The sequence below is a fragment of the Aureisphaera galaxeae genome (genome assembly GCF_028561275.1).
GTDB lineage: Bacteria > Bacteroidota > Bacteroidia > Flavobacteriales > Flavobacteriaceae > Aureisphaera > Aureisphaera galaxeae.
Window position 1 is genome coordinate 815,074 of sequence record NZ_JAQQTF010000004.1, and the last position, 13,311, is coordinate 828,384.

Consider the following 13,311-nt stretch of genomic DNA (forward strand, 5'->3'; position numbering starts at 1 on the left):
TGTGTTATGAGTCAGATTGATTATGTGGACTACAAAATTCTTACGGCCTTGAAAAAGGATGCGCGTAAGGCTTATTCCAAAATTGCCGAAGAACTTCAGATTTCTAACTCCTTAGTGCATCAAAGGATCAAGAAAATGAAGGATAATGGGCTTATTCTTCGTTCCGACTTGGTGTTAGATGAAAAGAAATTGGGGTACAGTACCAAGTCTTATGTGGGGATCCGTTTAAAGCAAGCCCGCTTTGCAGATGAAGTGATTGTGGAGCTCGAAAAAATACCCGAAGTAAAAGAATGTAATTATGTATCGGGAAAATATGCGATTTTTGTATTGATTCATGCCAAGGACAACGATGCGTTACGTGCTATTTTATACGAACAGATTCATGAAATACAAGGAGTAGAAGGGACCGAATCCTTTATTTGCTTTACGACGAATTTTAACCGTTCCGTCCCTGTCATATTCGAAAAACCCGCATTTTGATTAAACACTTACAGCGTTTTCAGGCTACTTTTGAAGGCGATTTTCATTTCGACGATCTCCATAAAACCCTTTATGCCACAGATGCCTCCGTATACAGAAAACTCCCATTGGCCGTGGCATTCCCTAAGAAAACCCAAGCCTTACAGCAACTCATAGCCTTCGCAAATGAGCACAAGACCTCTTTGGTTCCGAGAACGGCCGGAACTTCCTTGGCAGGACAATGTGTAGGGGAAGGGATTATTGTAGATGTTTCCAAATACTTTACACAAATCGTTAAGGTTGATAAGGATCAAAAAACCGTTACGGTACAGCCTGGGGTAATTCGGGATGAACTGAACACTTATTTGCAACCTTATGGCCTTTTCTTTGGGCCTAATACTTCTACCAGCAATCGCTGTATGATAGGAGGGATGGTTGGTAACAATAGTAGTGGAACTACCTCTATAAAGTATGGTGTGACCCGGGATAAGATTGTGTCCATGAAAGTTTTGCTATCGAATGGAGCAGCGGTTGAATTTTCTTCGATCCCTTCGGAAACCTTTGTTTCTAAGGCAAAGAAGGATTCATTGGAAGGTTCAATCTATGAGGTTCTTCTCGATCAACTAAGTCAAGAAACAATACAGGAAGAAATTCAAAAAGAGTTTCCAAAGCCAGAAATTCACCGTCGTAACACAGGATATGCTGTTGATGCCTTATTGAAATCGGAATTGTTTGGAGGCGCCGAAAAAGAAGTTAATCTCTGTGCATTACTTTCTGGTAGTGAGGGTACATTGGCTTTCACCACCGAGATCACCTTGCAACTGGACGATCTGCCACCACCGCTCTCTGCTATGGTGGTTCCCCAGTATGAAACCCTGGAGCATTGTTTAAATGACGTGCAGGTGGCCATGGAACATTCGCTTTACACCTGCGAGATGATGGATGATGTGATACTGAAGTGTACCGAAAACAATAAGAAATACGACCCCTATCGCTTTTTTGTTTCAGGCGATCCCAAAGCACTGTTGATGCTGGAAGTAAGAGCATATACCGAAGAAGAACTTGAGCGGAAAACCAAAGAGTTACTGGTGTCCTTGAAACAGTCTGGAAATGGCTACGTCGCGCCTGTGTTAATGAGGCAGGAGATTGATATGGCCATGGAACTGCGGAAAGCGGGATTAGGATTGTTAGGAAATATGGTGGGTGATAAAAAAGCGGTGGCTTGCATTGAAGATACGGCAGTAGCTTTAGAAGATTTACCGAACTTCATTTCGGAATTCACCCAGATCATGAAAGATCATGGACAAGTAGCCGTGTATTATGCCCACGCAGGTGCAGGGGAGTTGCATTTACGCCCCATTTTGAATCTGAAAACCATTGAAGGGGTAGATTACTTCCGAAAAATAACCACAGATGTGGCCAAACTGACCAAAAAATTTAGGGGTTCTTTCTCGGGAGAACATGGTGATGGTATTGTGCGTGCGGAATTTCTGGAAATGCAGATCGGTTCCAAGAATTTTGAATTACTGAAGAAAATAAAGAAAACCTTCGATCCAGAAAATATCTTTAATCCCGGTAAAATTACCGATGCATGGCCTATGGATGCTTCACTGCGAACGGCTGTGGATAAAGAAACTCCCAAGGTGTCTACTCTTATGGACTTTTCCGATTCGGAGGGAATTGTGCGCCTGGCCGAGAAATGTAATGGTAGTGGTGATTGTAGAAAGACAGAAAAATCTAATGGAGCCATGTGCCCTAGTTACCATGCCACCAAAGATGAAAAGGATACCACACGCGCCCGAGCCAATAGACTGAGGGAGGTGTTGAATGATTCCAGTAAAGCTAACAGATTCGATGATTCAGGGCTTAAGGAGGTATTCGATCTATGCATAAGCTGTAAATCCTGTGCGAGTGAGTGTCCCAGTAATGTGGATATCGCTGTGGCCAAATCCGAATTTCAATATCAGTATGCCAAAACCAATGGAAGGAAGCGTTCCGATGGATTCTTCGGAAAGAGCACACATTACAATAAAATAGCGGCAAAGTTTCCAAGGGTGGCCAACGCTTTGTTCAAGGCGCCGATTGTTTCAGGAGCTATCAAAAATTATATGGGAGTCGCTTCAAATCGAACGATCCCAAATATTTCAACTAATACCTTCAGTAAGTATATTCAATCAAAACAAAATCAAACAGTTAATGAAAATATAATTTATCTTTTTGTAGATGAGTTTTGTAACTATTTGGATACCGAGGTGGCTATAGATGCCTATGAGCTTTTGATGGGTTTGGGCTATCAGGTAGAACCCATTCACGATTTGGATAGTGCTAGGGCCTTATTCAGTAAAGGGTATTTAGACGAGGCTAAAGAGGCCGTTAATAAGGCTATTTCGGCTTTAAAAGGGAAGATTTCGACGGAGCATCCATTAATCGGAATAGAACCTTCGGCCATTTTGGGCTTTAGGGACGAGTTCCTTCGGATAGCAGATGATAAGGAATCTGCTAACAATATAGCGTCCAATACGTTCCTTATCGAAGAATTCCTGGCGCAGGAGTTCGAAAAGGGAAGGATTGCTGAGGAGCAGTTTACGGATCAGGAATTGGACTTAAAACTGCATATCCATTGCCATCAGAAAGCGTTGAGCAATCAGAAGGTAACTTTCGATATACTCAATATTCCAAAAAATTACAGTCCTAAGATCATTACAGCGGGTTGTTGTGGTATGGCGGGTAGCTTCGGATATGAAAAGGAACATTATGACATCAGCATGAAAATAGGGGAGTTGCGCCTGTTTCCAGCGGTGCGAAAGGCTTCAAAAGAAACTGTAATCGTTGCTAATGGCACCAGTTGTAGGCATCAAATAAAAGATGGAGCCAACCGGCAGGCATTGCATCCAGTTACCGTATTGCGTAATGCCTTACTTTGAGGCGATTTCGCTTAAGGCAGAGAACGCCGAAAGCATCTCTGGGAAAGAATCTTCGTCGCGCAAGGTATTTTTAATGGGGCTCATAACGGGACGTCGATTTCCATGCTGGTACAGCTTCCAAGCTTCGTTATTGTATTCTAAAGCCGTTAGATTCTCGATCCAATCCCCACTGTTTAAATAGATGCAGCTTCCTTTGTCGGTTTTTACCTCCCGAATGGTAGGCTGATGAATGTGACCGCAAACCACGTAGTCGAATTTATTCTCAATAGCCAGTTCGGTAGCAGTGTTTTCGAAATCGCTAATGAACTTAATGGCTCCCTTTACACTGTTCTTTATTTTTTTAGATAAGGAGTATTTTTCCTTGCCCATTTTTATCAAAACAACATTGATAGCGCGATTCAAAAGAATTAAAAGGTCATAGCCCCAACCTCCCAATTTGGCAATCCATTTGGTGTGCTGAATGGAAGCGTCGAATACATCGCCATGAAAGAACCAAGCGCGCTTTCCATCAAGGTTCAGTACTAATTTGTCTAGGATGTAGATATTTCCCATTTTGGTTTCACTAAACCTACGGAGCTTTTCATCGTGATTGCCGGTAATGTAGTATACCTTAGTGCCTTTGGCGGCCAAAGCAAAGATTTTTTTAATCACCAATAAATGGGATTTGGGGAAGTAACGCTTGCGAAACTGCCAGATGTCGAAGATATCTCCATTCAGGATAAGCTTCTGTGGTTTAACGGAGTTTAAATATTGTAAAACCTCACGGGCATGGCAGCCGTAGGTTCCCAAATGGATGTCGGATAGGACTACGATTTCTAACTTTCTCTTCAAACCCAAAATATCTTGCTACAAAGAACTCAAAAAAGCCAAGTATGCAGTTTACCAGAATGTTATGCGTTTTTCATGAAAATGTTATACGCCGCAATAGGTATGTTTTCTAAATATTATGGCCGGCCTATTTTTTTATTGACTAGATACATTTACATTTGTTGAAAAGCATACTATGGCGGGTAACTCCTTCGGAACCTTATTTAAATTGACCACTTTTGGTGAATCCCACGGGGAAGCCTTAGGAGGTATTATAGACGGCTGTCCGGCGGGACTTACACTCGATTTCGATGCCATTGAAAGAGATATGCAACGTCGCAAACCTGGACAATCGGCCATAGTTACCCAACGTAAGGAACCCGATTCGGTAAAATTTCTCTCAGGTATTTTTGAAGGCAAAACCACAGGAACTCCCATAGGATTTGTAATTGAAAATACGAACCAGAAATCCAAGGACTATTCGCACATAAAAGACACCTACCGGCCTTCTCATGCCGATTATACCTATGACCAGAAATATGGTATTCGGGATTACCGTGGAGGAGGAAGATCCTCTGCCCGTGAAACGGCCAGCAGGGTAGCGGCAGGTGCCATTGCCAAGCAATTACTAAGCGATATCAAGATAACCGCCTACGTATCCGGAGTGGGAGAACTCATGCTGGATACTCCTTATTCTGAATTGGATTTTTCCCAAATAGAAAACAATCCGGTACGCACTGCAGATACCGAAATGGCTTCCAAAATGGAAGCTTATATAAAAGACATCCGTAAGCAAGGAGATACTGTGGGTGGTCAGATCACCTGTGTTATCCAAAATGTTCCTGTAGGGTTGGGAGAGCCCGTATTCGATAAACTTCATGCCGAGTTGGGGAAGGCAATGCTTTCTATCAATGCGGTAAAAGGATTTGAATATGGAAGTGGTTTCGCTGGCACTCGACTAAAGGGAAGTGAGCACAATGATATCTTTAATGAAGACGGAAGTACTCAGACCAATTATAGCGGTGGTGTACAGGGAGGTATTAGCAACGGAGAAGATATTTACTTTAACGTGGCCTTTAAGCCCGTAGCAACGATCATGCAATCGCAGGAAACCATCGACAAGGATGGAAATGTGGTTGAAATGCAAGGGAAAGGCAGGCATGATCCCTGTGTGGTCCCGAGAGCCGTGCCTATTGTAGAAGCCATGGCTGCTTTGGTATTGGCCGATTTTTGGTTGTTAAATAGAATTTCAAAAGTATAAATCTATAGATATGAAGAAACTAGCACTGCATTGGAAAATCCTTATCGGAATGGTTTTAGGGATTGTTTTCGGGCTAATCATGACAGGCGTTGATGGAGGAGCAGGATTCGTAGACGATTGGATCAAACCCTTGGGGACCATTTTTGTGAAGTTGCTGAAACTTATTGCTATCCCGCTTATCTTGGCATCTTTGATCAAAGGTATTTCCGATCTAAAGGACATCTCCAAGTTTCGGAATATCGGTCTAAGGACCATGGTTACCTACATTGGTACTACTGTGATCGCAATTACCATTGGATTGTTGTTAGTGAATGTGTTACAGCCCGGTGATGGTGTTTCTGAAGAAACAATCGCAAAGCTTACGGAAACCTACGCTAATGAAAGTGGCGTGCAGGGTAAGATTGCAGAGGCAGGTAGGCAAAAGAGCAGTGGCCCACTTCAGTTTTTAGTGGACATGGTGCCAGATAATGCTTTTCATGCACTATCTAATAATGGCTTAATGCTTCAGGTGATTTTCTTCACCATATTGTTCGCAATCTCCATGTTGCTCATTGGAGAGAAGAAAGCAAAACCAATGAAGGACATATTCGATTCCCTGAATGAGGTGGTCCTTAAAATGGTAGATCTTATCATGTTGTCTGCGCCATATGCCGTTTTCGCACTTTTAGCAAGTGTTGTGGTTTCTTCCGAAGATCCCGATCTACTCATAGCCCTATTGAAATATTCTGGTGTCGTAGTAGGAGGTCTTATTCTAATGGTGGTTTTCTACTTAATTGTTGTAGGAACCTATGTGAGAAAGAACCCGTTCTGGTTCCTTAAACAAATTAGCCCTGCCCAGTTATTGGCATTTTCTACGAGTTCCAGTGCGGCAACCTTACCTGTAACCATGGAAAGGGTAGAGGAACATATTGGGGTAGATAAAGAGGTATCCAGTTTTGTACTTCCCGTGGGTGCAACTATTAATATGGATGGAACGAGTTTATACCAAGGAGTAGCCGCCGTTTTCATTTCGCAGGCACTCGGTTTCGATCTTTCGTTTGCAGATCAGTTAACTATTGTCCTTACCGCCTTATTGGCTTCCATTGGTTCGGCAGCAGTTCCAGGAGCGGGAATGGTAATGCTTGTAATTGTATTGGAATCTATTGGTTTCCCAGCTGATAAATTGGCCATAGGGTTAGCACTTATTTTCGCAGTAGATCGTCCGTTGGATATGTGCCGTACGGTAATCAATGTTACAGGAGATGCTACAGTTTCTATGCTGGTGGCAAAGTCCGTAGGGAAATTGGGAGAGCCTAATGTAAAAGAATGGGACGACCATTACGAAGAAGTAAAATAAAAAAGAAAACCGCTCTTAAAGAGCGGTTTTTTTGTGAGGTATAGCAAAGGTATTATCCTTCTCTTTGAATTTCCACGCTGTGCGGGTATGGAATTTCGATTCCAGCTGCATCCAATGCAATCTTCGCTTTTTCCAGTGTGTCAAAATAAACATCCCAGTAATCTTCTACTTTACAAGCGGGACGTACCGCGAAGTCTACAGAGCTTTCACCCAATGCAGAAACTTCGACCATCGGAGCAGGATCGCTCAGAACTTTTTCCTGAGAGGTAAGCACGTTCATAAGCACTTCCTTGGTTTGTTTGATATCGGCGTCATAGGACACCCCAATGGTATGGAATACTTTTAGTACACCCTCTGCACTGTAATTAGTGATGTTTCCGTTGGAAAGCGCTCCGTTGGGAATGATAACTAATTTGTTCTGTGGGGTTACCAATTTGGTAGTAAAAATTTCTATTTCTTTTACATGGCCCAACTCTCCTTGAGCTTCGATAAGATCCCCGATTTTTATAGGTTTAAAAATCATTATGAGCACACCTCCCGCAAAATTTGCCAGTGAACCTTGCAAGGCCATACCTATAGCCAAACCAGCAGCGGCCAAAATGGCGGCAAAGGAAGTGGTTTCTACCCCTAAATTGCCCAAGATGGCAATGACGAGCAAAACTTTTAGCAACCAGCTTATAAGGTTTTTCAAGAATTTTTGAAGGCTTTCGTCATAATGACGCCTGTTCATGGCAAAGCCAATACCCTTCATGATCTTTTTAATAATCCAGGATCCGATGATCCATATGGCAATAGCTCCGATGACTTTAAGTCCATATTCGGAACCGTATTCTACAATTTTGTCAATCCATTTTTCTAGGTCCATACAGTGTGTTTTTATGAGTCACCCAAAATTAGCAAAAAGAAGGCCCTATGAAACAGAAAGTTATGTTTTTTAAAGATGAAATTTTACAGCTTGTCGAAAAGGATTTTTATCCTAGTAATTCAATAGGAATTTTAACTATTGTCATGCATTGATAGCCAGCATATTTCGTATTTTTGCAGTCCCCAGACTACTGAAATAATGAGAGGATTTTATGCACTGTTGATTGGGCTTTGTGCCCAAACCCTACTTGCCCAGGTAGGAGTAAATACCACAACGCCCAGTAACGCTTCGGTTCTAGAAGTTTCGGCCACAGATGACAACGTAAATTATGGAGGTTTTATGCCTCCCAGAGTATCGCAAACAGAGCGGGATGCCATTCCCGTGACTGCAGCCGATGATGGTTTGTTGGTGTTCCTTCAGGAAGGATCTACCCGTTGTGTTCAGATCTATAATGGAGTAGATGGCCAATGGGAGGATGTCTTTTGCATGCCTATAGTTGCAGCCGACCCTTGGATCAATGAAATTCATTACGACAATAACGGTTCGGACACCAACGAAGGTGTGGAAATTGCTGGAGCGGCAGGTACCGATCTTACCAACTGGAGTGTATTGCTGTACAATGGAGGCGATGGATCTGTGTACGACACCATTAACCTTTCAGGAACCATAGATGACGAAGGCACAGGATATGGTGCTGTGAATTTTTTGCGTTCTGGTTTGCAAAACGGATCTCCCGATGGACTTGCATTGGTTGATGATGCAGGAACCGTCATTCAGTTCTTGAGCTATGAAGGCAATTTTACTGCTACCTCTGGAGCCGCCAATGGAATGACTTCTACCGATATAGGTGTGGCCGAAGGAGGGAGTTCACCCGTAGGGGAGTCCTTGCAACTCACCGGAACCGGAAATCAGTATTCCGACTTCACTTGGTCTGGGCCCAGTACGCATTCCAGAGGTGATATCAATTCAGGTCAAACCATAAATTAATTCCTATGAGAAAGGTATTGTTTTATGGAATGATGTTCTTAGGAACTTCAATTGCCTTGTCACAAGTAGCCGTGGGTACTACCACGCCTAGTGATGCAGCAGCTCTTCATGTGGAAGCATCTCAAAGTAATAGTATAGGAATTGGCGGATTCTTAATGCCCGTGGTTACTGAGGCAGAGCAACTATTGATTCCCGTATCTACTACCGATGCAACGGATGATGGGATGATGGTATTTGTAAGTGATCCTGGTACTGGAAAACATTGCTGGGATATCTATGACGGCGTGGCCCATACATGGAGAAGTATCAATTGTTTTTCTACCTCCAGTTGTAGCGATATTTTATTTGAAGAAGATTTCGATTCCTATGTAGATGGTACGGGTGTTACCGGCGCCAGCTCTTCCAATGGTGACTATCCTTCGGGAGTTACCCAATGGACCCTTACCAGCTTTTCGGCATTCGGGTCGACCACGCCCGCCCTACCTGGAACGCTGGCAGATGCCAATGATTATGCTTTGGTAGAATCTGGAGAGCTCCGATTTCGGGATTTAAACGGCACTTTCAGACTGGAAACCCAATCCATTAATATTTCGGGATATTCGAGCATTCAGATTTCCGTAAATGTTCGGGGAACGGGTGACTTCGAATACGACGTTTTAGACCATACAGACGACTTTAATTGCGGTGAAACGAACTCCGATTACTTTGATTTGGAGTATTCCATCGATGGCGGAGCCTATGTAGAAGTATCAAATTTCAATTCTTTGGGGACGGTAAACCACACTATTGTTTTCGACGAAACCTTTGCGAGCGATGGTAGTCTCGTTAATTTAACGGCTGATTTGACTGGTTTATCGGCTTCTAATTTAATTATTCGGTTACGCCTTCAGAACTGGGCCAACAACGAATCCATATACATAGACGACCTAATTGTACGGTGCCAATAGAAAAATAAAAAAAGCATATACTTTTTTATCTTATTTGCTATATTTATTTCTCTAAAGTACCAATCTATGAATGTCTGTTTTATTATGTATCCGTGGGATGAAATGGATCCCGAAAATGACTCCACCTTAGCGTTGATTCAAGAACTTGCAAAACGGGGCCACGGACTTGCCATAACCACACCAGCCAACCTCACCATTCGGGATAGTGTTGCCTACGCCTTTAGCCGTTGTTTAAGACGTGCTGATAAAGTATCTAGTAATCTAAAATCTTTTCATAGCAAAGCAGAGTTCTATGATGAAATGCTTCCTCTGGCAGGATTCGATGCCATTGTATTAAGAAGCAATCCGCCATTGGATATGATTATGCTTAATTTCTTGGATAGTGTAAAGGATGATGTCTTTATTATGAATGACCTAGATGGCATACGAAGGGCGAACAATAAATTGTATACCGCTGTGTTCGAAGATGAGAATAATGAGATCATTCCGCGCACGCACGTAACCAAGAACAAGGAGTACCTAAAAAATATTATTAAGGAAGGCCCAGAAAAAATGATCCTCAAACCCTTGAACGGTTTTGGGGGATCGGGTGTTATCCTTATAGAAAAGAGGGCCATGAAGAGTATCAACTCCTTGCTGGACTTTTATATTACCAACAAAGACGGAACTTCTAATTATGTGATCCTTCAGGATTATATTGAAGGTGCAGAGATGGGCGATGTTCGTATTTTATTGTTGAATGGACAACCCATTGGTGCCATGCGTAGAGTGCCAGGAGAAGAAGACCATCGATCTAATGTAACTGCTGGAGGCCGTGTAGAAAAGCACAGTTTGACCAAGGTGGAGAAGGAGTTATGTAGGAGAATAGGACCGAAGTTGGTGAAAGATGGGCTTTATTTTGTGGGAATCGATGTGATTAATGGGAAATTGGTAGAAGTGAATGTGATGTCCCCAGGAGGAATTACCTATATCAATAAAGTATATAAATCGCGTGTTCAGGAGAAGATCATCGATTTTGTGGAAGACAAAGTTGAAGAACGCGTAGCCGCTTTCGAAAGGAGACAGAAGCTTAGAAAGCATGTAAGTGATGCCTAATGTAACGTGATTGTATGCAGCAACTTTCCATTTCAGAAATCATTCGGAAGATAGAGGCCGAAGAACGATTCGAGGCCGTTTCCAACGATTATTCCTTTACCCTCAAAATAGATGATTATGTTCCTTATCTATGTGGAGCGGTTCATGATGGGCATCAATTTAGACGGGAGTTATGGGATAACTGTTTGCACACCGAATACGACCGTTGGTACGAAGAGGATCCTTGCACCAAGGAATTTGTAAAATCCCATCCTATTGTTATTGCCGGTTGTGATAGCCGCTTCGAATACGATCTAAATCGCGATCCCGAGAATGCAATCTACGAAGATGCCTGGGGTAAAAAACTTTGGAAAGAACCTTTACCAGCTTCCCAAAAAGCGCATAGCCTGGCCAAACACAATGCTTTCTATGAAGTTGTACATGCCTTAGTAAAAAAGATGGAGGAGAAATTTGGCGCATGCGTGGTTTACGACATGCACAGCTATAATTGGGTACGATGGGATCGGGAAGTGCCTGTTATTAATTTGGGAACTGCCAATGTAGACAACGCCCGATTCGAAAATGAGATTGAGACTTGGCGTCATTCCCTTTCTCAATTGAAACTACCACACGGTATTGAATCCACTTCTAAGATTAATGATACCTTTCAGGGAAATGGGTATTTTTTGAAATTTATTACCAAAAACTTCAAAAATACCTTAGTTTTGGCAACTGAGTTTAAAAAAATATATTGTGACGAGATAGGACAAGTGATTTACCCAGAAGTAGTTGCTGCCATTGAAGAGCAACTTAGGGTAAAAGTAAAAGAGCATGCCGATGCTTTTTATGCGGTCCACAACATGTAGTATGACGTATCCTGAAACTATTGTAAACACACACCCTAATTTATTCAAGATCGATACCAATCTCAATCGATTGGTGAAGAAGATCGAATTGCTCAATTATATTAACCCTACCAATATTGAGCAGGAGAAGCGCAATTTCTTTTCTTCGAAGTATAACGTGAACCCATCGTTTCATTACCGGAAGATAGATTTTGATGCGTATAAATTGCAACAGGAGCTATTTTCTCAGGATATAGATAGCATTAAGGACGAGGAAACCAGAGCTTTTTACAAGGATGTGATCTACGATTATTCGGGATTGATAGAATGCATAGAGACCATTGGTAAAGGTTCTAAGTTTTACTACAATTCCTTAAAATCCTTTGGAACACCAACGGAAAAAGATGTAGAAAATGCCCGTTTTATCCTTCATTACAAGGACGAGGTCTACAATGAGGAAATGTTTCCTGTATTCAATGCTACAGAAGCTTCACAATACTTTGAGGAATTTACCAAGCGATATGATTTTCCTTTCAAACTGAAATTTTCCAATAAAATTTCAGCCGCAGCCATGGTACAAAACAATACGCAGACCATGTTACTGAAAAAGAATCATCGTTTTAGCGCCAATCAATTAAAGGTACTTGCCAATCATGAAATAGGGGTACACTTAGTAACTACCTATAACGGTATGGAACAGCCTTTAAAGATTTTTAAAAATGGATTCCCTAAAAACGTAGAGACCCAAGAAGGACTAGCGGTATTTAGCGAATACATGAGCGGTTGTCTTACCTTATATCGCTTAAAGGAGTTGTCGTATCGGGTGTTGGCAACAGATAGCCTTCGCAAAGGATTTACCTTCTGTGATACCTTCGATCTACTGCACAACCAATATAAGTTGAATAGGGAAGAGGCTTATAATATTACATTGCGAGCACACAGGGGAGGTGGCTTCACCAAGGATCATTTATACCTTACGGGGCTAAAAAAAATCTACGATTACTATCAAGCCCAAGGAAATTTGGACAACCTGCTAGCTGGTAAGGTGTCCTTAGATCAAGTGGATGTTGTTCAGAAATGGCAAAAGGAAGGATTGGCAGAACCTATTGCCTACAAGAATCTTGCGTTCGATAAGAATGAGAATTCAAATACTACTTTGGAGTTTATTCTTCAGAATTTAAAGTAACCCTTCTAATTACAGGAATTTAGATTTCAATTCTGGGGTGGGAATCATACAGCTTTCCTTCTTTCCATACCATTTGTATCGGTTACGTGCTATCCAATCGTATACGATATTCCGTAAAAATGGTGGGAAAATCATGAAAATCATCATCACGGGATAGGCCCCTCCTAAATACTTGGATATACGAAGTGCTGCCGTCGATTTGGTATAAGCCTTTCCATTTTCAATGAAAATAATGGAGTCCACCTTGTTGGTGTCTATACCATGTGATTGAATGAGCTCCTTACCAATATCGCTCTGTAATGCCGTAAACTTAAAACGGTTTTGCTTGTCCCTTTTTATCACAAATGTGACAGACGAATTGCAGAGGTTGCAAACACCATCGAATAAGATGATTTTATGATCCAAAGATGTTCTTTTGTTTATTATTACAAAGTTAATTACCAAGTCTCAATTTTCACTAATAAATCAAGTTAAATACACAGCTTCAAAATCGACCAAAAGTAAATAATATCGACAAACGAATTTTATAAATAATTGACCTTGTTTGTGTTATGGGGGGGGATTGATGTTATACCGTAATAAAACTACACTTAATCGATACTATCTTATGTTTCAACGAA

12 protein-coding genes are annotated in these 13,311 nt (G+C 41.8%); 9 read left to right on the forward strand and 3 right to left on the reverse strand.

The window, feature by feature from the left end:
- The first annotated feature begins 6 nt into the window (after nucleotides 1-6).
- Both POV27_RS09015 and POV27_RS09020 read left to right on the forward strand, forming a co-directional pair.
- On the forward strand, nucleotides 7-480 hold the full coding sequence (locus POV27_RS09015; protein WP_272862422.1) for an Lrp/AsnC family transcriptional regulator: 474 nt from the start codon (nucleotides 7-9) through the stop codon (nucleotides 478-480).
- Nucleotides 477-3,383, forward strand: a complete 2,907-nt coding sequence (locus tag POV27_RS09020) for an FAD-binding and (Fe-S)-binding domain-containing protein (protein ID WP_272862423.1) — start codon at nucleotides 477-479, stop codon at nucleotides 3,381-3,383. The genes POV27_RS09015 and POV27_RS09020 overlap by 4 nt, the downstream gene beginning before the upstream one ends.
- On the opposite strand, the gene POV27_RS09025 is transcribed toward POV27_RS09020, so the two are convergent.
- Entirely contained in the window at nucleotides 3,375-4,214 is an 840-nt protein-coding gene (locus POV27_RS09025; protein WP_272862424.1) for a UDP-2,3-diacylglucosamine diphosphatase, read from the reverse strand. The two genes, POV27_RS09020 and POV27_RS09025, sit on opposite strands and share 9 nt — an antisense overlap.
- A gap of 172 nt (nucleotides 4,215-4,386) precedes the next feature.
- On the opposite strand from POV27_RS09025, the gene aroC reads away from it, so the two are divergent.
- Both aroC and POV27_RS09035 read left to right on the forward strand, forming a co-directional pair.
- On the forward strand, nucleotides 4,387-5,451 hold the full coding sequence (gene aroC / locus POV27_RS09030; protein WP_272862425.1) for a chorismate synthase: 1,065 nt from the start codon (nucleotides 4,387-4,389) through the stop codon (nucleotides 5,449-5,451).
- 10 nt (nucleotides 5,452-5,461) lie between these two features.
- Complete coding sequence (locus POV27_RS09035) at nucleotides 5,462-6,787, forward strand: dicarboxylate/amino acid:cation symporter (protein ID WP_272862426.1); 1,326 nt, start codon at nucleotides 5,462-5,464, stop codon at nucleotides 6,785-6,787.
- A 52-nt stretch (nucleotides 6,788-6,839) separates the two neighbouring features.
- Here POV27_RS09035 and POV27_RS09040 read toward each other — a convergent pair whose 3' ends face one another.
- Complete coding sequence (locus POV27_RS09040) at nucleotides 6,840-7,652, reverse strand: mechanosensitive ion channel family protein (RefSeq protein ID WP_272862427.1); 813 nt, start codon at nucleotides 7,650-7,652, stop codon at nucleotides 6,840-6,842.
- A 198-nt stretch (nucleotides 7,653-7,850) separates the two neighbouring features.
- On the opposite strand from POV27_RS09040, the gene POV27_RS09045 reads away from it, so the two are divergent.
- From POV27_RS09045 to POV27_RS09065, 5 genes are all read left to right on the forward strand, one after another.
- Nucleotides 7,851-8,639 carry a hypothetical protein gene (locus POV27_RS09045; RefSeq protein WP_272862428.1) on the forward strand — a complete coding sequence of 263 codons (789 nt, stop codon included), beginning with the start codon at nucleotides 7,851-7,853 and terminating at the stop codon, nucleotides 8,637-8,639.
- A gap of 5 nt (nucleotides 8,640-8,644) precedes the next feature.
- Complete coding sequence (locus POV27_RS09050) at nucleotides 8,645-9,586, forward strand: hypothetical protein (RefSeq protein WP_272862429.1); 942 nt, start codon at nucleotides 8,645-8,647, stop codon at nucleotides 9,584-9,586.
- A gap of 66 nt (nucleotides 9,587-9,652) precedes the next feature.
- Nucleotides 9,653-10,681, forward strand: coding sequence for a glutathione synthase (gene gshB, locus POV27_RS09055; RefSeq protein WP_272862430.1), 1,029 nt, complete (start codon nucleotides 9,653-9,655; stop codon nucleotides 10,679-10,681).
- Nucleotides 10,682-10,695: 14 nt separating this feature from the next.
- Nucleotides 10,696-11,526: an N-formylglutamate amidohydrolase gene (locus POV27_RS09060; protein WP_272862431.1), complete on the forward strand. Its 831-nt coding sequence runs from the start codon at nucleotides 10,696-10,698 to the stop codon at nucleotides 11,524-11,526.
- A gap of 1 nt (nucleotide 11,527) precedes the next feature.
- On the forward strand, nucleotides 11,528-12,691 hold the full coding sequence (locus tag POV27_RS09065) for a peptidase MATCAP family protein (protein ID WP_272862432.1): 1,164 nt from the start codon (nucleotides 11,528-11,530) through the stop codon (nucleotides 12,689-12,691).
- A gap of 9 nt (nucleotides 12,692-12,700) precedes the next feature.
- Here the strand turns inward: POV27_RS09065 and POV27_RS09070 are convergent, their stop codons facing one another.
- A complete protein-coding gene (locus tag POV27_RS09070; RefSeq protein WP_272862433.1) occupies nucleotides 12,701-13,096 on the reverse strand; it encodes a thiol-disulfide oxidoreductase DCC family protein in 396 nt (131 codons plus the stop codon).
- Nucleotides 13,097-13,311 lie beyond the last annotated feature (215 nt).

Coding starts and splice junctions, on each gene's coding strand:
- POV27_RS09015 (WP_272862422.1), top strand. CDS start 7: ATGAGTCAGATTGATTATGTGGACTACAAAATTCTTACGGCCTTGAAA.
- aroC (WP_272862425.1), top strand. CDS start 4,387: ATGGCGGGTAACTCCTTCGGAACCTTATTTAAATTGACCACTTTTGGT.
- POV27_RS09035 (WP_272862426.1), top strand. CDS start 5,462: ATGAAGAAACTAGCACTGCATTGGAAAATCCTTATCGGAATGGTTTTA.
- POV27_RS09040 (WP_272862427.1), bottom strand. CDS start 7,652: ATGGACCTAGAAAAATGGATTGACAAAATTGTAGAATACGGTTCCGAA.
- POV27_RS09045 (WP_272862428.1), top strand. CDS start 7,851: ATGAGAGGATTTTATGCACTGTTGATTGGGCTTTGTGCCCAAACCCTA.
- POV27_RS09050 (WP_272862429.1), top strand. CDS start 8,645: ATGAGAAAGGTATTGTTTTATGGAATGATGTTCTTAGGAACTTCAATT.
- gshB (WP_272862430.1), top strand. CDS start 9,653: ATGAATGTCTGTTTTATTATGTATCCGTGGGATGAAATGGATCCCGAA.
- POV27_RS09060 (WP_272862431.1), top strand. CDS start 10,696: ATGCAGCAACTTTCCATTTCAGAAATCATTCGGAAGATAGAGGCCGAA.
- POV27_RS09065 (WP_272862432.1), top strand. CDS start 11,528: ATGACGTATCCTGAAACTATTGTAAACACACACCCTAATTTATTCAAG.